The following is a 17297-nucleotide window of genomic DNA, read 5'->3' on the forward strand; positions in this document are numbered from 1 at the left end:
TCAGACTTCGTCAGTGGTCGGCTTGAGCGAGTGGTCCCGGCCCAGTCCCGATACGTGTTGTTTGGGTTCGTCGTGCTCGCCGGGAACCCTTTCTCCAGGGTTCTTGCCGTCGGACGACATGTGCTCGATCGCCGCATTCATCTCGGCCCCCAGCAACAGCACCGCCGAGGAAATATAGAAGTACAGCAGCAGGACGATGATCGCCCCGATACTGCCATACATGGCGTTGTAGTTGGCAAAGGTCTTCACGTAGAACGCGAAGCCCAACGAGGCGATGATCCACACCACCACCGCCAGCACCGAGCCTGGGGTGATGAAGCGGAACTCCTGCTTCACGTCGGGCATCACGTAGTAGATCAGCGCCACGGCGACCATCATCAGGATCACGATCACCGGCCAGCGCAGGATGGTCCAGACGGTGACGATGAAATCTTCCAGGCCGACCTGCGAGGCGATCCAGCCCATCACCTGCGGCCCGAGCACCATCAGGGCCGCGGCCGCCAGGAGCATGCCGGCGATGCCGATGGTGTAGAAAATCGACAGCGGAAAACGTTTCCACAACGGGCGCTTCTCGACCACGTCATAAGCGGCGTTCATCGCGCTCATCATCAGCCGCACGCCGGCCGAGGCGGTATACAGGGCAATCACGATACCCACCGACAGCAGGCCGCCCTTGGACTGCTGCAACTGGTCGATCACCGGGTTGACCTGCTCCAGCGCCTGGGGCGGCAACACCAGTTCCGATTGCAGGCGCAACCAGGAGAAGAAGTCCGGCAGGTGCAGGAAACCGATCAAGGCGATCAGGAACAGAATGAAGGGGAACAACGAAAACAGCATCTGATAGGCCAGTGCCGAGGCATAGGTCGACATTTCATCGTCGATGAACTCAGTGACCGTGCGCACCAGCACACGATGCAGGGGCAGGCCTTTCAAATTCGGCAAGAACATAGCGTCTCCTTTCGCCGCAAGCATTCAGGGTCGGTGGCGACTCAGGGGCCGTTTTGTACAACAAACTAGCCTAGTTTGGCGATTTTGAACCGTTTCGTCTCATTTGGTGCCATGGCCGATGTAAAAACGGCCATCCGCGGATGGCCGTCGTGGTGCAGTGCGAGCCGGTGGATCAGGCCTTGTCGATGGTCTTTTTCAGCGCATCCTTGGCCTTGCCGAGGGCTTGCTGCGCTTCACCTTTCTTTTCCTGAATCTTGCCTTCGGTTTCCAACCGATCGTTATCGGTCGCTTTGCCGACACCTTGCTTGATATTGCCAACGGCCTCGTTGGCCAGGCCTTTTGCCTTGTCCGCTGTGCTGCCCATGGTATTTCTCCGTAGAACAATCGAGGGTTTGGGGTCCTGCCCTGAGGTTGACCCGAGGCCGTCGCGCGGAGTTTCAATTATTTTCAGCGGGGTATTTCATCGCCTTATTTGCCCGCCGCACGCAGGTTGCGCTTTATGTTTGGCGACCAACCCACGAGAATGCGCAACGTATTCAGGCGCTGCGCTGAAGATCCAATCCCGTAGGAATGTTATGAAACTCGATAAAAAGCTGGCCATCGCCCGCCGGAACCAGGAACTGGGCGGTGCGGTGCTGGGCGTCAACAACTGCCACTTCGCGGAACTGAGCCGCAGCCGGAATATCTGGTGGTTCGATCTGCCGGTCAGCCGCCTGGCCATCGGGCAGTACGAATGGGTCCACCTGCTGCTGTACACCCCGAACACCGACCAGTTGCTGCACCTGAAGGTGCCGACGGTGTTCCTGCGGGAAAAGCTCGAAGGCCTGGTGGTCCGCAACGCCGGCAAGCGCAAGGCGGCCCTGAGCCTGGAGCTGAGCGCCGACAAGGACTCCTTCCTCAAGGACGTACGCCCCGCCGGCACCGGCGTGAACTTCGCGCAGTTCCAGCAGTGATCCACCTGTAGCCGCTGCCGCGGGCTGCGCAAGGTCCGCAGGACCTCCCGCGCCGGCAAAAACGACGCCCTCTGCGAGGTCGATCGCAGCCTTCGGCAGCGGCTACACAAGCGCCCAACAAAAAGCCCCGCGAATGCGGGGCTTTTTGTTTGCCTGGCGTTTTACTTCTTCACGCCCAGCTTCTTCAGCTCTTCGTCGCGCAGTTCGCGACGCAGGATCTTGCCGACGTTGGTGGTCGGCAGCGCATCGCGGAACTCGACGGCCTTGGGCACCTTGTAGCCGGTGACGTTGGCGCGCATGTGCTCCATCACCTGTTCCTTGGTCAGGGTCACGCCCGGCTTGGCGACGATGAAGATCTTGATCGACTCGCCCGACTTCTCGTCCGGCACGCCGATCGCCGCGCACTGCAACACGCCCGGCAGGGCCGTCAGCACGTCTTCCAGTTCGTTCGGATACACGTTGAAGCCGGAGACCAGGATCATGTCTTTCTTGCGATCGACAATGCGGATATAGCCATCCGGCTGGATCAGCGCGATATCGCCAGTCTTCAGCCAGCCGTCGCTCATCACTTCATCGGTGGCGTCCTGGCGCTGCCAGTAGCCCTTCATTACCTGCGGGCCCTTGACGCACAGCTCGCCGACTTCGCCCAGGGGCAGCTCGTTGCCGGCATCGTCGACGATCCGGCACAGGGTCGACGGCACCGGGATGCCGATGGTGCCGATCTGGATATTCTGGCCCGGGTTGACGGTGGCCACCGGGCTGGTTTCGGTCATGCCGTAACCTTCGCAGATCGGGCAACCGGTCACCTCCTTCCACCGCTCGGCCGCCGCCAGTTGCAGAGCCATGCCGCCGGACAGGGTGACTTTCAGCGCCGAGAAGTCCAGCTTGCGGAAGGCTTCGTTGTTGCACAGGGCGACGAACAGGGTGTTGAGGCCGACGAAGCCGCTGAACTTCCACTTCGACAGTTCCTTGACCATCGCCGGCAGGTCGCGCGGGTTGCTGATCAGGATGTTGTGGTTGCCGCTCAGCATCATCGCCATGCAATGAAAGGTGAAGGCATAGATGTGGTACAGCGGCAGCGGGGTGATCAGGATCTCGCAACCCTCATTGAGGTTGGAGGCCATCAGCGCCCGGCACTGCAGCATGTTCGCCACCAGGTTGCGGTGGGTCAGCATCGCGCCCTTGGCCACGCCGGTGGTGCCGCCGGTGTATTGCAGCACGGCGACATCGCTGCTGGCCGGGTTGGCGTCCTTGACCGGCTGGCCATGGCCCTGGCTCAGCACGTCGTTGAACTTGACGGCCTTGGGCAGGTGATAGGCCGGCACCATCTTCTTCACGTACTTGATGACGCTGTTGATCAGCAGGCGCTTGAGCGGTGGCAGCAGGTCCGCCACTTCGGTGACGATCACATGCTTGACGCTGGTCTTGGGCACTACGGCTTCGGCCAGGTGCGCCATGTTGGCCAGGCACACCAGGGCCTTGGCGCCGGAGTCGTTGAACTGGTGTTCCATTTCCCGCGCGGTGTACAGCGGGTTGGTGTTGACCACGATCAGGCCGGCGCGGATGGCGCCGAATACTGCGACCGGGTACTGCAGGACGTTGGGCAGTTGCACGGCGATTCGATCGCCGGGTTGCAAATCGGTATGCTGTTGCAGGTACGCGGCAAAAGCACCGGACAGTTCGTACAGCTCACCGTAGGTGAGTGTCTTGCCGAGGTTGCTAAAGGCCGGTTTGTCGGCAAAACGTTGGCAGGACTGCTTCAACACCGCCTGAATATTCGGATACTCGTCTGGATTGATATCGGCAGCAATCCCAGCTGGGTACTTATCCTTCCAAAAGTCTTGGATCATGGAAGCCCACTCCTCAGCAACGCGAATTCGTCAGCGCACTTGATGCGATTATTATTTGTGTGTGTTTTTTATTGATGTCTATTGTTGGTGAGTCTGGCTGTCTACATAGGCCGAGAAGTCACAAAGCGCGCCGAGAGTAGCAGCTTTGCCAAAGGTCGCCTAGAGCCAAAATCGGCCTAAACAGTCACTTTAGTGACTCAAGAATATTCAATAGTCATTTTTAGAGTAAAAATTCTATACAACCATGCAGGGCTCTGGAACGGGCTTTTGCGCCCCCCAAAAAGCATCGCGAGCAAGCTTCGCTCCTACAGAAACCCTGGGTTCCGGTAAAAGCGAGGCTTGCTCGCGATGGTCGCGCCCTGGCGCGGGACTGTTACATCCGGTGAAACATCAGGCGATGTCGCGCAGCTCCCGACGCAGGATCTTGCCTACCGGCGTCATCGGCAACGACTCACGCAACACGATGTGCTTCGGCACCTTGTAGCCAGTGAAGTTTTCCTTGCAGTAGGCCTTCAGCTCTTCGAGGCTGACCCCCGACTCGCGGGCCACCACGAACAGCTTCACCGCCTCCCCCGAACGCTCGTCCGGCACACCGATCACCGCGCAGTTGGCGACTTTCGGATGGGCCATCACCACGTCCTCGATTTCGTTGGGGTACACGTTGAAACCCGAGACGATGATCATGTCCTTCTTGCGATCGACGATGCGCACGAAGCCATCCGGATCGATCACTGCGATATCGCCGGACTTGAACCAGCCCTCGGCATCCAGCACCTCCTCGGTGGCTTCCGGCTTCTGCCAGTAGCCCTTCATGATCTGCGGCCCCTTGATGCACAGCTCGCCGCGCTCACCCAGCGGCTGCTCGACGCCCTGGTCATCAATGACCTTGAGGGTCGTGCCCGGCACCGGCAGTCCCACGGTGCCCAGGCGCGACTGGTCGCCGTAAGGGTTGGTGCAGGCCACGGGCGAGGTTTCGGTCAGGCCGTAGCCTTCGGTGATGCGGCAGCCGGTCAACTGTGCCCAGCGCTCGGCGGTGGCCTTGACCAGCGCCGTGCCCCCGGAGTTGGTGAGCTTGAGATTGGAGAAGTCGAGGGTCTTGAACTCGGGATGATCCATCAGCGCCATGAACAGCGTGTTCAGCCCCAGCAGCGCCGAGAAGCGCCACTTTTTCAGCTCCTTGATGAAACCGCCAATGTCCCGCGGGTTGGTGATCAGCACGTTGTGGTTGCCGGTGACCATCATGCACATGCAGTTCGCGGTGAAGGCATAGATGTGGTACAGCGGCAGCGGCGCGATCATCACCTCCTGGCCCTCGCGCAGCAGCGGATGACCGTCCGGCCCCAGTTGCCCGAGGCAGGCACGGGCCTGCTGCATGTTGGCCACCAGGTTGCCGTGGGTCAGCATCGCGCCCTTGGCCAGCCCCGTGGTGCCGCCGGTGTATTGCAGCACGGCGACGTCGTCCAGGCGGGCGTTCAAAGGCTTGATCGGCTGGCCACGGCCCAGGCGCAGCGCGCTCTTGAAGGACACGGCCTGGGGCAAGCGATAGGCCGGCACCATCTTCTTGACCTTGTCGACCAGGGTATTGACCAGCCAGCCCTTGGCGGACGGCATCAGGTCGCCCATCTTCGCCTCGATCAGGAACTGGATGTCGGTCTCGGGCAGCACTTGCTCGACCTTCTGCCCGAACAGGTTCATGTACACCAGGGCCCGCGCCCCGGAATCCTTGAACTGGTGGCGCATTTCCCGGGTGGTGTACAGCGGGTTGGTGTTGACCACGATCAGCCCGGCGCGCAGGGCGCCGAACACGGCGATCGGGTAATGCAGGACGTTGGGCATCTGCACCGCGATGCGATCGCCCGGCACCAGGTCGGTGCTGCTCTGTAGATAACCGGCAAAGGCCGCGCTGTAGCGCTCCAGCTCGGCGTAGGTCAGGGTCACGCCCATGTTGCTGAAGGCCGGGCGGTCGGCGAATTTCTTGCAGGAACGCTCGAACACCTCGATCACCGACTTATAGGCACCCAGGTCGATATCGACGGGCACTCCGGCCGGGCGTTTGTCATTCCAGAAATCAGGCTGCATTGTTCTTGTCCTCTTTACCTGAGCTGTCCGGGCCGCTTCTCTGACGCTACGAAAGGCGGGGCTCTGCGGACGTTAGCAGCTATGGCGAATAGGGCAAATACGGGCGGCGGCGTCATTGACAACGTGAATCTTGCCGCCATGGCGCGCGCAGATCGGACGGGGCCGCGACGATGAGCTATACAATGCAACGACCCCGTGCAAAGGAATCGCCATGATCCACCACTCTTTCTGGCTGACCGCGAGCGACCACAGCCAGCTCTACGTGAACCAGTGGCTCCCGGCGGCCCCGCTCAAGGCCGTGATCCTGCTGGCCCACGGCATGGCCGAACACAGCGGGCGCTACGCCAGGCTGGCTGAGGCGCTGTGCAATGAAGGCTACGGCGTCTATGCGCTGGACCTGCGCGGCCATGGCAAGACCGCCGAGCACGGGGTACTCGGGCACTTCGCCGACGATGACGGCTGGTGCAAGGTGGTCGGCGACCTGGCCAGCCTCAACCAGCACATCGGCCAGCAGCACCCGGGAACCCCGATCGTGCTGCTGGGCCACAGCATGGGCAGCTACATCGCCCAGGCCTACCTGCTGCACCACAGCGCCAGCCTGTACGGGGCCATCCTCAGCGGCTCGAATTTCCAGCCGGTGGCGCTGTACCGCGCCGCCCGCCAGATCGCCCGCTTCGAACGCTGGCGCCAGGGCGCCCTGGGCCGCAGCGCGTTGATCGAATGGCTGTCCTTCGGCTCGTTCAACAAAGCCTTCAAGCCCAACCGCACGGCCTTCGACTGGCTCAGTCGCGACCCCGACGAAGTCGACAAATACGCCCACGACCCGCTCTGCGGCTTTCGCTGCAGCAATCAGCTGTGGATCGACCTGCTGGGCGGCCTGCAGCAAATCAGCAAGGCCTCCAACCTGGCCCAGATCGATCCGGGCCTGCCATTGCTGATACTGGGCGGAGAATGTGATCCGGTGAGCAATGGCATACGTCTGAAGGATCTGGCCGGTGCTTTGCGCGAGGCCGGCAGCCAGTGCCTGCAGCTCAATATCTACCCGCAGGCGCGGCACGAACTATTCAATGAAAGCAACCGCGACGAAGTGACGGCCGATGTACTGGCCTGGCTCGACCAGGCCCTGCAGCATCGCCGACCGCCGAAGACTGAATGACCCTGTTTCCAATCAATACGCCAATCAACGCTCAGCACAGGACTTGAGAGAGATGACCCAAGTTACCAACACCCCGTACGAAGCCCTCGAAGTCGGCCAGACCGCCAGCTACAGCAAGCACGTGGAAGAGCGTGACATCCAGCTGTTCGCCGCCATGTCCGGCGACCACAACCCGGTGCACCTGGACGCCGAATTCGCTGCCGCCAGCATGTTCAAGGAGCGTATCGCCCACGGCATGTTCAGCGGTGCGCTGATCAGCGCCGCGGTGGCCTGCGAGCTGCCTGGGCCGGGCACCATCTATATCGGCCAGAAGATGAGCTTCCAGAAGCCGGTGAAGATCGGCGACACCCTGACCGTGCGCCTGGAGATCCTCGAAAAACTGCCGAAGTTCCGTGTGCGTATCGCCACCCGTGTGTTCAACCAGCGCGATGAGCTGGTGGTGGACGGCGAAGCCGAAATCCTCGCCCCGCGCAAACAACAGACCGTTACCCTGCCGACCTTGCCGGCCATCAATATCGGCTAAGCCGCCCTGTAGCCGCTGGCGCAGCCTGCGATCGATTGCGTAGCAATCGCAAAATCAGCCACTGCGTTTCCCGGGCAGATCCGGGACTCGAGGCTTGCGATTGCTACGTCGGAGTGCCGCCCAAACCGATCGCAGCCTCGCAGGCTCGGCAGCGGCTACAGGCGGGATTAGCGACTCCCCTCCTCCACCTGCACGCTCGCCGTCATCCCGGCGCTCAGGTTGACGCCTTCGGGCACCTTGTCGAGCCTGATGCGCACCGGAATCCGCTGCGCCAGGCGCACCCAGTTGAACGTCGGCTCCACCTCGGCCAGCAATTGCCCGTCCGGCGTGGCATTGCGGTCGGTGATGCCGCGGCTGATGCTTTCCACATGCCCCTGCAAGGCTTCCCCAGCGCTCATCAGCCACACCTTGACCGGGTCGCCGACCTTGATCCGCGGCAGTTTGGTTTCCTCGAAATAGGCCTGCACGTAGAAGGTCGAATCGTCGATCAGCGCCATCACCGATTGCCCGGCATTCACATAGTTGCCTTCGGCCAGGCGCAGGTTGGTGATGTGCCCGCTGCGCGGCGCGCGGACCTGGCTGCGCGCCAGGTTGAGTTCGGCGACCTTGGCGTCGGCCTGGGCCTGGCGCAGCTCGCCACGGGCCACCCCGGCATTGATCTGCGCGTTTTCCCGCAGTTCGGCGCTGATCGCCTGCGGGCCGAGGCTGGCCCGGCGGCTGGCTTCGCGCTCTTTCAGGTTGAGTTGCTGCTGGCGGGTCTGCACCACCGCCTGGGCCTTTTCCAGCGCCGCCTCGAAGCGATCGCGGTCGATGCTCAGCAACAGGTCGCCGGCCTTCACCGCCTGGTTGTCATGGGCCTTGAGCTCACGCACCCAGCCCGAGACGTCGGGGGCGACTATCACCACGTCGGCGCGAATCCGCGCATCCCGGGTCCAGGGCGTGAGCATGTAGTACTGCCACAGGTGAAAGCCGGCAAACAGCGCCGCCGCCACCAGGCACAGGGTAAAAGCGATACGTACGGAAGCACGCATGAACAACTCCTTATAAAGGTCCGAGTACGACAGTGACCAACGTCAGGACACAGACGTACAAGGCCACATCGAACAGTGCTTCGTGCCAGATCCAGCGTCCCAGCGGCGTTGCGCGCAACAGCATGCGCAACGCCCCGGTCAACACCAGCGCCAGCACCACATAAATCAGAAACGGGCTGAGCAATACTCCGCCCAGCGACCACTCACGCAGCCCCATGGTTTTCCTCCTGCTGCCGGCACCAGGTGCGCCAGCTCTTCTGCAACTGCACCACCGCGCCCTGGGCCAGCTTCAACGCGTCGCTGGGCGGTTGGCTGTCCAGGGCCTCGAGCAAGGCGGTGCTGGCGTCGGCCAGCGCGTCGCCACGACCGGCCCCCGGCCCGCGCTCCAGCACCTGCTCCAGATACTCGAAATAACGTCGCTGCGAGGCATCCGCGGGGACCTGGGCCACCGCCAGGCTCAACCGCAGGTGCATCAGTTCGTCGCCGATATCCAGGCCCAGCAGGCCATCGTCCCAGCGGCTGCGCGCCTGCTCCGGCAATTCCGGGTAGTGCCGCGCCAGTTGCAGCAGGCGATCGGCCATGCGCCCACCGAACCAGCTTTCCGCGCCGCGCAGGTTGCGCCGGGTCAGGCGCACCAGATCCTGCAGGGTCGCCGCCAGCAGGCGCCGCCCGTGCCAGGCCGGGTTGCGCAGGATCAACAAGTGAAACGCCAGCACCGCGGCGCCCACGCCGAGCACCATCGCCTGGGCGCTGTTGAAGAAGTTCGCGACGTCGAACGTCATCTGGTTCTGCGGCGAAATCAGCACCACGAAGTGCAGGCAGAACGAGGTGGCCGTGGCGCCGATCTGGGGTTTGGCCATGCCCAGCGCGCCGAAAAACAGCGGCACGCCCATGGCCATCGCCAGCAAGGCAAAACTGCTCCACTGCGGCAGCAGGATCTGCCCGACCACGAAGGCCACCGGGATCGCCAGGAAGATGCCGCGCATGAAACTCATGCCGATCTGCGCACCGTTTTCCCGACTGGCGAACAGGCCGCACACCACACAGGTCAGCAGCATCGCCCCCGAGGCCGCCGGCCAGGCGGTGGCCAGCCAGAAGCAGGCCACAGTGAGGAAGGCCAGGGCACTGCGCGCGCCAAACAACAGCGCCAGCGACAGATCGCGATGGGGGCTCAGGGTCGCCGGCTGCTCGACCGGCGCCGTGCCCTCCTCCACCGCCTGCAGCGCCGCGCCGGCGGCCAGGGCGGTATCCAGCAACAGGGTGAAGCGGGCCAGGCAATAGCTTTGCGCCGAGCTGATGGCCGCGTCGTGGGAAGCGTCCAGCAACTGCGGCCGCAACGCCTGCAAGGTCGGCTTGTCCATGGCCGCCAGGGCCTGCTGCACCTGTTCCATCCAGGGTGCCAGCTGGTCCGCCTCGGCCTGGTCCAATTGTTTCCATTGCCGGCGCACCGAACGGGAGATCCGCAGCAGCATCAGCAGCTTCTGGCTCAAGGCGCTGATCGCCCGCGCCCGTTGCCGGCCCAGCGGGCCTTCGAACCAGGCATGTTCGCGCTGCGAGTCCACGGCGACAATGCGCCCGAGGATTTCCAGCAGCCCCTTGCGCGCCAGGGCATCACCGGCCAGGGTCGCCCGCGCCGCCTGCATGCCGCTTTGCCAGGCGCTGCGCGCCTGGGCGGTCAACTGCCGCTCGACCCGCATCGGCCAGAGCAAGGCACTGCTGGCGGTGGCGCAGATAATGCCCAGGGAAATTTCCGTACAACGCGCCACGGCCTGGTCGAATATCGACAACGGGTGGGAGATCGCTGGCAAGGCAATGATCGCCACGGTGTAGCCGGCTAGCACGAACGAATAGGACCAGGCGCTGCGCAGCAGGGTCGAACTGGCGGTGCACAGCCCCAGCCACAGCGCCAGGGCCAGCAGGAACAGCCAGGGCGTCTGGGCGAACAGCCCCATGAACAGCACCGACATGCAGGTGCCCACCAACGTCCCCACCAGCCGTGCCATGCCCTTTTGCAGGACCATCCCGGACAGCGGCTGGGCAACGATGATCGCCGTCATCAGCGCCCAGGACGGCTGCTGCAGCCCCCAGCGCATGGCCAGCCACAGCGCCAGGCCGGCGCCGAGCACGGTCTTGATCGCGAACTGCACGGCCGGGAGATTGGGGGCGAACAGCGCCTGCAAAGTGATACGCACGGAAAGAACCCTGGGAAGGACAAAACAACGATAGATGTACTGAAGCGAGAAATGACACCCGCAAATTATTAGCTAGCTAACTATCAGTCGTCCAGTATTAATTTTCAGGCATAAAAAAACGCCAGACAGGCTGGCGTTTTTGACAGGTTTGACCCGTTATGAACGGGCACGGGCCTGGTTGCGCAGGGCTTTGACCTGATCGTGGTTGCGCTGTACGCCATGGTACTGACGCTCCACCAGGTCGCGGATGCCGACCAGGTTGTGTTTGCTGATTTTCTCCAGCGCGTTTTTGTAGGCTTTCAGCGCATGGTCTTCACCGCGCTCGGCCTCGTTGAGCACCGCTTCTTCATCCTTGCCGGTCACCAGGGACTTGAGGTCGACCCAACGGCGGTGCAGGTCGCCACTGATGCTGGTGGAGGTTTCCGGATCGCCGCCCAACGAACGTACGCTGGCCTGCAATTCGGCCGCGGCGGTGGCGCAATCGGCGGAGCGCTTGACGAACAGCGCTTTCAACTCAGGATGCTTGATGTCTTCTGCGCAGGTCTTGAACCCCTCCTGACCGTCCTTACTGGTTTCGATCAGGTCGTTGAGGATCGAAATCGCTTCTTTGTTGATGCCAGTCATTTTCCATTCCTTCCAGGTTGAGGGAGTTGTGATAGGTGTTGCACCCTGCGTGCCAGCCCTGGAATGAAAATTTTTCCATTACTTTTCAAAAAGTTAAGTTTTTTACCGCTTTCTGTATCCGCGTTATTTGCATGATCTGTCATTTGGCCTGCATGCAGAATGCCTGTATTTTCCAAGGTGTTCGTCACCTCTACAGACAGCCGCCATGAATCCCGAAAAACTTGAACTTCTGGTCACCCGCGAAATGCCCTACGGCAAGTACAAGGGCCGCATCCTCGCCGACCTGCCCGGCCCCTACCTGAACTGGTTCGCCCGCGAAGGTTTCCCCCACGGCGAACTGGGCGGCCTGTTGGCATTGATGCAGGAAATCGATCACAACGGCCTTTCCGATCTACTGGACCCGCTGCGCGCCAAACACGGCAAACCCAAACCCCGTCATTAAGAAGCCCGCCATGCCCAGCAATGCCCAACTCGCCCGCGACGAAGACTATTGGCTAGCCATCGCCCAGCGCTATGACGTCGAACCCGGGCCGATCAACCTGGAAAACGGCTATTTCGGACGCATGAGCCGCGCCGTGGTCGAGGAATACCAGCGCCAGATCGACTTCGTGAACCGCAGCAACTCGGTGCATGTGCGCCAGCATTTCGAACAGATCGGCAATTTGCAGATTCGACAGCAATTGGCCGAACTGCTCGGCGTCGACCGCCTGGCCATCGCCCTCACCCGCAGTGCTTCAGAGGCATTGCAGTCGCTGATCCGCAACTACAACCGTCTGCAGCCGGGCGACCAGGTGCTGTTCAGCGACCTGGAATACGACAGCGTCAAGGGCGCCATGCGCTGGCTGGCGCGCCATCGCGGGGTCGAGGTCATCGAGATCGAGCACGCCCACCCGGCGAGTTTCGACAGCCTGCTGGCCAGCTACCGCGAGGCCTTCGAGCGCTACCCAAGGCTGAAGCTGATGGCCCTGACCCACGTAACCCACCGCACCGGGCTGGTGCTGCCAGTCCAGGCCATTGCCCTGGAGGCCCGCGAACGGGGAATCGACGTCATCCTCGACGGCGCCCACGCCCTGGCCCAGGTCGATTTCCAGCTCAGCGAACTCGGCGTGGCGTTCGCCGGCTACAACCTGCAGAAATGGATTGGCGCACCGCTGAGCCTGGGGTTTGTCTACATCGACCCGCAACGCCTGGCCGATATCGATCCGGACATGGGCGAGCAACGTTATGCCCTGGACGATATCCGCTCACGGGCGCCTTATGGCACGCCGAACATTCCGGCCTGGCTGACCTTGCCCCGGGTGTTCGAGGAACACCGCAGCATGGGCGGCTCGGCCCTCAAGGGCGCGCGCCTGAATTACCTGCGCGACCTGTGGGTGAGCCAGGTGCGCGAGTTGCCCGGGATTGAAGTCATGACCCCGGACGATCCACGGCTGTATTGCGGCATCACCTCGTTTCGCTTCACCCGCCAGCCGGACCAGCAGGCGATGGCCGAACGGCTGCTTCAGGAATACAACCTGTTCACCGTGGCGCGCAGCGGTTCGCGTTGCGGGCCCTGTATCCGCGTGACTCCGGGCTTTACCACGCCAGCCTCGGATATCCAGTTGCTGGTCGAGGCATTGACTGAACTGGCGGCCCAGTAGCCTGTAGCCGCTGCCGCAGGCTGCGACAGGTCCGAAGGACCTTCTGCGATCCTGAGAACGCTACGGCCTTTCGGCCGATCGCAGCCTGCGGCAGCGGCTACAGACAGTGGCGACCATTCAGATCGCGTTGTCCGCCCCGGCGTCATCGCGCGCAAGCTGCGCTCCTACAGAAGACCCGGCAATAGCCAGGCAACTTTTCTCCAGGCAAAAAAAAACGGTGCACCGACCAAGCGCACCGTAAAGCCGTAGAACACACCAACGAATCTTTGAAAAAAGCAGGAAACCTGTCAGTCCAGCAGCGCCAGGGCCTCGGCCGTGCACTCCTGGATCCGCGCCCAGTCGCCGTTCTTGATCCACTCGGGATCGAGCATCCAGCTACCACCAACGCACATCACGTTCTTCAACGCCATGTAGCTCTTGATATTGGCCGGGCCGACACCGCCGGTCGGGCAGAACTTCACCTCGCCGAACGGGCCGCCCAGGGCCTTGATCGCGGCCACGCCGCCACTGACTTCCGCCGGGAACAGCTTGAAGCGGCGATAGCCCAGGCTGTAACCCTCCATGATCCCGGAGGCATTGCTGATCCCCGGCAACAGCGGGATCGGGCTGGCGACGCTGGCTTCCAGCAGGTCACGGGTAATGCCCGGGGTGACGATGAACTGCGAACCGGCGGCTTCGGCGGCGGCCAGCATCTGCCGATCGAGCACGGTGCCGGCGCCGGTCACCAACTCCGGACGCTGCTCGCGCAGGATCTGGATCGCCTTGAGGCCGAACTGCGAACGCAGGGTCACTTCCAGCGCGGTCAGGCCACCGGCGGCCAGGGCGTCGGCCAGGGGCAGCACGTCCTGTTCGCGGGCGATGGTGATCACCGGCAGAATCCGCGCCTTGGCGCAGAGGCTGTCGATCAGGGCAACTTTGTCCGCCATGGAAACGGTCGGTTGTGGGTTTGTCATAGCGGCTGATCCTTGGCTCATGGGCACCAGTAAATCTCTAACGGAGGTTGCAGGAAGGCACGAATCGGCATCGCGGCGACATCGTCACCGGCCAGTGCGGCACTCAGGGTGGTCAATTTGGATTGACCGGAAATCGACAGCACGCTGTAGGTGGCCGAAGCCAGCAAGGCGCGGCTCATGCTCAGGCGCTGATGCGGCACGCTCGGCGCCAGCATCGGCCAGCAGCGCCGCTGACCGTCGGCCTGCAGGGCTTCGGCCAGGTTCGGGCTGTTGGGGAACAGCGAGGCGGTATGACCGTCGTCGCCCATGCCCAGGATCAGCACGTCGATGGCCGACAACTCGGCCAGCAGACGATCGGCTTGCTCCGCGGCCTGCTCAAGGTTCGCCGCGGCGTTGTACAGGCTGAGGAACTTCGCCTTGGCCGCCGCCCCTTGCAGCAGGTAGCGCTTGAGCAGGCCGGCGTTGCTGTCGGCATGCTCCACCGGTACCCAGCGCTCGTCCGCCAGGGTAACCAGGACCTTGGACCAGTCCAGGTGCTGCTTGGCCAGGTGCTGGAAAAACGCCACCGGGCTGCGCCCGCCGGACACCACCAGGGTGGCTTCGCCGCGAACCTGGATCGCCTGGCTCAGTTGCCCGGCCACCTTCAGCGCCAGGCCTTCGGCCAACAGCGCCGGGCTATGGAACTCGTGGGCGTGTACGCCCGCGGGCAGTTTCAATTTAGATATCGCCATACCATGACCTCCCGTCCCGCGTGATCAGTGCGATGGAGCTCATCGGCCCCCACGACCCGGCCGCATACGGCTTGGGCGCATCGCCGGATTTCTTCCACCCGGCGATCAGCTGGTCACACCACTTCCACGCGGCTTCGATTTCATCTTTGCGGACAAACAGGTTCTGATTGCCACGCATCACTTCCAGCAACAAGCGCTCGTAGGCATCGGGGATCCGCGCGCTGCGATAGGTGTCGGAAAAATTCAGCTGCAACGGGCCGCTGCGCAGTTGCATGCCCTTGTCCAGGCCTTGTTCCTTGGTCATCACCCGCAGGGAGATACCTTCGTCCGGCTGCAGGCGGATGATCAGCTTGTTGCTGATCTGCAGGCGCTGCTCGGGGGCGAAGATGTAGTGCGACGGCTCCTTGAAGTGGATGACGATCTGCGACAGCTTCTGCGGCATGCGCTTGCCGGTACGCAGGTAGAACGGCACCCCGGCCCAGCGCCAGTTGCGGATGTCGGCCCGCAGGGCGACGAAGGTCTCGGTGTCGCTCTGGGTGTTGGAATTCTCTTCCTCCAGGTACCCCGGCACGGCCTTGCCTTCGCTGTGCCCGGCGATGTACTGGCCACGCACCACCTGGGTGGTCAGGCCTTCCGGGCTGATCGGCGCCAGGGCCTTGAGCACCTTGACCTTCTCGTCACGGATGCTGTCGGCCGAGAGGTCGGCGGGCGGGTCCATGGCAATCAGGCAGAGCAGTTGCAGCAGGTGGTTCTGGATCATGTCCCGCAGCTGGCCGGCCTTGTCGAAGTAGCCCCAGCGGCCTTCGATCCCGACCTTCTCGGCCACGGTGATTTCCACGTGGGAGATGTAGTTCTGGTTCCACTGGGTCTCGAACAGGCTGTTGGCGAAACGCAGGGCGATCAGGTTCTGCACCGTCTCCTTGCCCAGGTAGTGGTCGATGCGATAGATGCGGTTCTCCGGGAAGAACTGCGCCACCGCGTCGTTGACCTTGCGCGACGATTCCAGGTCCGAGCCGATGGGCTTTTCCAGCACCACGCGGGTGTTTTCGGCCAGCCCGGCCTTCGACAGGTTCTCGCAGATCGCCCCGTACACCGCCGCCGGCGTGGCGAAATAGGCGATCAGGCGCTGCTCGCGCCCGGCCAGCTCGGCCAGGGCCAGGTAATCCTCGGCCTTGAGGAAGTCCACGTGCAGGTAGGTCAGGCGCGCCAGGAAGCGCTCCAGCACCGCAGGGTCTATCTCCTTGGCACCTACATACTTGCGCAATTGCGCTTCAATGAAAGACAGGTGCTGCTGGTCGCTGCCCGGCTCGCGGGCCAGGGCCAGAATGCGCGTGTCGTCATGCAGCAGGCCGGCGCCATCGAGCTGGTAGAGGGCAGGAAACAATTTGCGAAGCGCCAGATCGCCCAGCGCGCCGAACAAGGCGAAGGTGCACGGTTCAACCGTTATCGAAGGCATGATGTTTGTTCTTTTATCAAGTTAAGCTACAAATACCTTTTTTCAAGGCATCACTCAAGGGAAAATGTAGTAATAACCACAACATTTTAGCAAAATACAGATTCGAAGTGGTGGTCCGTCGGAGCCATCAGTAGGATAGGCCACCGCCAAAGACCGGTTAAGACCGGCTTCCTTTGCATTGCCGAACCAGGAAAACCCTAATGGACCGCGTGCGAAATCTTCTGGAACAGATCCAGAATCGCCTTGAAGAATTGAACAAGGCGGAACGTAAAGTCGCCGAAGTCATCCTGCTCAACCCACAGCAGGCGACCCGCTTCAGTATTGCCGCCCTCGCCCAGGCCGCTTCGGTCAGCGAGCCGACGGTCAACCGTTTCTGCCGCTCGTTCGGTGTCAGCGGCTACCCCGAACTCAAGCTGCAACTGGCCCAGAGCCTGGCCAGCGGCGCGGCCTACGTCAGCCGCGCAGTGGAAGCCGACGACAACCCCGAAGCCTACACCCAGAAAATCTTCGGCAGCGCCATCGCCTCGCTGGACAGCGCCTGCCAGGCCCTGGACCCGAACCTGATCAGCCGTGCCGTCGACCTGTTGATCCAGGCCCGGCAGATCCACTTCTTCGGTCTCGGCGCCTCGGCCCCGGTGGCCCTCGATGCCCAGCACAAGTTCTTCCGCTTCAACCTGGCGGTGACCGCCCACGCCGATGTACTGATGCAGCGGATGATCGCCTCGGTGGCCCACACCGGCGAGCTGTTCGTGATCATCTCCTACACCGGGCGCACCCGCGAGCTGGTGGAAGTGGCGCGCATCGCCCGGGAAAACGGCGCCTCGGTACTCGGCCTGACCGCCGCCGGCTCGCCGCTGGCCAAGGCCAGCACCCTGAGCCTGAACATCCCGCTGCCGGAAGACACCGACATCTACATGCCGATGACCTCGCGAATCATCCAGCTCACCGTGCTCGACGTCCTCGCCACCGGCATGACCCTGCGCCGCGGCGTGGACTTCCAGCCGCACCTGCGCAAGATCAAGGAAAGCCTCAACGCCAGCCGCTATCCGGTGGGCGACGAGTACAACTGAGTTTCGCGAAACCCGGCGCCAGCCCCTTCGGCCTTATCACGGGCAATCGAGCGTCGACCGGCCGCTCCTACAGAACACATTGACTTGTAGG

Annotated in this window: 17 protein-coding genes; 6 read left to right on the plus strand and 11 right to left on the minus strand. The window is 62.6% G+C overall.

All coding sequences use genetic code 11. The annotated features are described in order from the left end of the window. Together J4D28_RS11060 and J4D28_RS11065 are read right to left on the minus strand one after the other, a co-directional pair. The gene (locus tag J4D28_RS11060; RefSeq protein ID WP_103330942.1) at positions 1-948 is read right to left on the minus strand and encodes a YihY/virulence factor BrkB family protein; all 948 of its coding nucleotides are present in this window, start codon (positions 946-948) and stop codon (positions 1-3) included. Positions 949-1120: 172 nt separating this feature from the next. Continuing rightward, positions 1121-1312, minus strand: coding sequence for a CsbD family protein (locus J4D28_RS11065; RefSeq protein WP_009050389.1), 192 nt, complete (start codon positions 1310-1312; stop codon positions 1121-1123). Between the two features lie 211 nt (positions 1313-1523). Between J4D28_RS11065 and J4D28_RS11070 the strand changes: the two genes are divergently transcribed. Further along, positions 1524-1901 (plus strand): hypothetical protein, encoded by a 378-nt coding sequence (locus J4D28_RS11070; RefSeq protein ID WP_009050390.1) that lies wholly within the window; start codon positions 1524-1526, stop codon positions 1899-1901. A 161-nt stretch (positions 1902-2062) separates the two neighbouring features. Here J4D28_RS11070 and fadD1 read toward each other — a convergent pair whose 3' ends face one another. Beyond that, entirely contained in the window at positions 2063-3751 is a 1689-nt protein-coding gene (gene fadD1, locus J4D28_RS11075) for a long-chain-fatty-acid--CoA ligase FadD1 (RefSeq protein ID WP_009050391.1), read from the minus strand. Positions 3752-4141: 390 nt separating this feature from the next. Next, the gene (gene fadD2 / locus J4D28_RS11080; protein WP_016703863.1) at positions 4142-5830 is read right to left on the minus strand and encodes a long-chain-fatty-acid--CoA ligase FadD2; all 1689 of its coding nucleotides are present in this window, start codon (positions 5828-5830) and stop codon (positions 4142-4144) included. 211 nt (positions 5831-6041) lie between these two features. Between fadD2 and J4D28_RS11085 the strand changes: the two genes are divergently transcribed. Further along, positions 6042-6986, plus strand: a complete 945-nt coding sequence (locus tag J4D28_RS11085) for an alpha/beta hydrolase (RefSeq protein ID WP_009050393.1) — start codon at positions 6042-6044, stop codon at positions 6984-6986. 52 nt (positions 6987-7038) lie between these two features. Continuing rightward, positions 7039-7509 (plus strand): MaoC family dehydratase, encoded by a 471-nt coding sequence (locus J4D28_RS11090; RefSeq protein ID WP_009050394.1) that lies wholly within the window; start codon positions 7039-7041, stop codon positions 7507-7509. 167 nt (positions 7510-7676) lie between these two features. On the opposite strand, the gene J4D28_RS11095 is transcribed toward J4D28_RS11090, so the two are convergent. From J4D28_RS11095 to J4D28_RS11110, 4 genes are all read right to left on the minus strand, one after another. Beyond that, positions 7677-8540, minus strand: a complete 864-nt coding sequence (locus J4D28_RS11095; RefSeq protein WP_016703861.1) for an HlyD family secretion protein — start codon at positions 8538-8540, stop codon at positions 7677-7679. A 10-nt stretch (positions 8541-8550) separates the two neighbouring features. Next, positions 8551-8757 carry a DUF1656 domain-containing protein gene (locus J4D28_RS11100; protein WP_023966774.1) on the minus strand — a complete coding sequence of 69 codons (207 nt, stop codon included), beginning with the start codon at positions 8755-8757 and terminating at the stop codon, positions 8551-8553. Next, positions 8744-10732, minus strand: a complete 1989-nt coding sequence (locus tag J4D28_RS11105; protein ID WP_009050396.1) for an FUSC family protein — start codon at positions 10730-10732, stop codon at positions 8744-8746. Before J4D28_RS11105 ends, J4D28_RS11100 begins: the two co-directional genes overlap by 14 nt. Positions 10733-10888: 156 nt before the next feature. Beyond that, complete coding sequence (locus J4D28_RS11110) at positions 10889-11356, minus strand: PA2169 family four-helix-bundle protein (protein ID WP_016703860.1); 468 nt, start codon at positions 11354-11356, stop codon at positions 10889-10891. A 205-nt stretch (positions 11357-11561) separates the two neighbouring features. Here J4D28_RS11110 and J4D28_RS11115 point away from each other — a divergent pair, with 205 nt between their 5' ends. Then, positions 11562-11798: a DUF3820 family protein gene (locus J4D28_RS11115; RefSeq protein ID WP_007925076.1), complete on the plus strand. Its 237-nt coding sequence runs from the start codon at positions 11562-11564 to the stop codon at positions 11796-11798. A 10-nt stretch (positions 11799-11808) separates the two neighbouring features. Next, the gene (locus tag J4D28_RS11120; protein WP_038634419.1) at positions 11809-12996 is read left to right on the plus strand and encodes an aminotransferase class V-fold PLP-dependent enzyme; all 1188 of its coding nucleotides are present in this window, start codon (positions 11809-11811) and stop codon (positions 12994-12996) included. A 287-nt stretch (positions 12997-13283) separates the two neighbouring features. Here the strand turns inward: J4D28_RS11120 and J4D28_RS11125 are convergent, their stop codons facing one another. From J4D28_RS11125 to zwf, 3 genes are read right to left on the minus strand one after another with little or no spacing between them, the layout of a single operon-like run. Then, a complete protein-coding gene (locus J4D28_RS11125; protein WP_023966782.1) occupies positions 13284-13949 on the minus strand; it encodes a bifunctional 4-hydroxy-2-oxoglutarate aldolase/2-dehydro-3-deoxy-phosphogluconate aldolase in 666 nt (221 codons plus the stop codon). A 17-nt stretch (positions 13950-13966) separates the two neighbouring features. Beyond that, positions 13967-14680: a 6-phosphogluconolactonase gene (gene pgl, locus J4D28_RS11130; protein WP_028683208.1), complete on the minus strand. Its 714-nt coding sequence runs from the start codon at positions 14678-14680 to the stop codon at positions 13967-13969. After that, positions 14667-16136, minus strand: coding sequence for a glucose-6-phosphate dehydrogenase (gene zwf, locus J4D28_RS11135; RefSeq protein WP_023966786.1), 1470 nt, complete (start codon positions 16134-16136; stop codon positions 14667-14669). Before zwf ends, pgl begins: the two co-directional genes overlap by 14 nt. A gap of 209 nt (positions 16137-16345) precedes the next feature. On the opposite strand from zwf, the gene J4D28_RS11140 reads away from it, so the two are divergent. Next, entirely contained in the window at positions 16346-17206 is an 861-nt protein-coding gene (locus J4D28_RS11140) for a MurR/RpiR family transcriptional regulator (RefSeq protein ID WP_169914959.1), read from the plus strand. Positions 17207-17297 lie beyond the last annotated feature (91 nt).

Origin of the sequence: Pseudomonas sp. GW531-T4, assembly GCF_017349615.1 — a bacterium.
Classification (GTDB): Bacteria; Pseudomonadota; Gammaproteobacteria; order Pseudomonadales; family Pseudomonadaceae; genus Aquipseudomonas; species Aquipseudomonas chlororaphis_I.

Excerpts from the sequence above, each read along its gene's own strand:
- J4D28_RS11065 (WP_009050389.1), bottom strand. The coding sequence starts at position 1,312 with ATGGGCAGCACAGCGGACAAGGCAAAAGGCCTGGCCAACGAGGCCGTT.
- J4D28_RS11120 (WP_038634419.1), top strand. The coding sequence starts at position 11,809 with ATGCCCAGCAATGCCCAACTCGCCCGCGACGAAGACTATTGGCTAGCC.
- fadD2 (WP_016703863.1), bottom strand. The coding sequence starts at position 5,830 with ATGCAGCCTGATTTCTGGAATGACAAACGCCCGGCCGGAGTGCCCGTC.
- J4D28_RS11070 (WP_009050390.1), top strand. The coding sequence starts at position 1,524 with ATGAAACTCGATAAAAAGCTGGCCATCGCCCGCCGGAACCAGGAACTG.
- J4D28_RS11095 (WP_016703861.1), bottom strand. The coding sequence starts at position 8,540 with ATGCGTGCTTCCGTACGTATCGCTTTTACCCTGTGCCTGGTGGCGGCG.
- J4D28_RS11060 (WP_103330942.1), bottom strand. The coding sequence starts at position 948 with ATGTTCTTGCCGAATTTGAAAGGCCTGCCCCTGCATCGTGTGCTGGTG.
- J4D28_RS11110 (WP_016703860.1), bottom strand. The coding sequence starts at position 11,356 with ATGACTGGCATCAACAAAGAAGCGATTTCGATCCTCAACGACCTGATC.
- fadD1 (WP_009050391.1), bottom strand. The coding sequence starts at position 3,751 with ATGATCCAAGACTTTTGGAAGGATAAGTACCCAGCTGGGATTGCTGCC.
- J4D28_RS11085 (WP_009050393.1), top strand. The coding sequence starts at position 6,042 with ATGATCCACCACTCTTTCTGGCTGACCGCGAGCGACCACAGCCAGCTC.
- J4D28_RS11100 (WP_023966774.1), bottom strand. The coding sequence starts at position 8,757 with ATGGGGCTGCGTGAGTGGTCGCTGGGCGGAGTATTGCTCAGCCCGTTT.
- J4D28_RS11115 (WP_007925076.1), top strand. The coding sequence starts at position 11,562 with ATGAATCCCGAAAAACTTGAACTTCTGGTCACCCGCGAAATGCCCTAC.
- J4D28_RS11125 (WP_023966782.1), bottom strand. The coding sequence starts at position 13,949 with ATGACAAACCCACAACCGACCGTTTCCATGGCGGACAAAGTTGCCCTG.
- zwf (WP_023966786.1), bottom strand. The coding sequence starts at position 16,136 with ATGCCTTCGATAACGGTTGAACCGTGCACCTTCGCCTTGTTCGGCGCG.
- J4D28_RS11090 (WP_009050394.1), top strand. The coding sequence starts at position 7,039 with ATGACCCAAGTTACCAACACCCCGTACGAAGCCCTCGAAGTCGGCCAG.
- pgl (WP_028683208.1), bottom strand. The coding sequence starts at position 14,680 with ATGGCGATATCTAAATTGAAACTGCCCGCGGGCGTACACGCCCACGAG.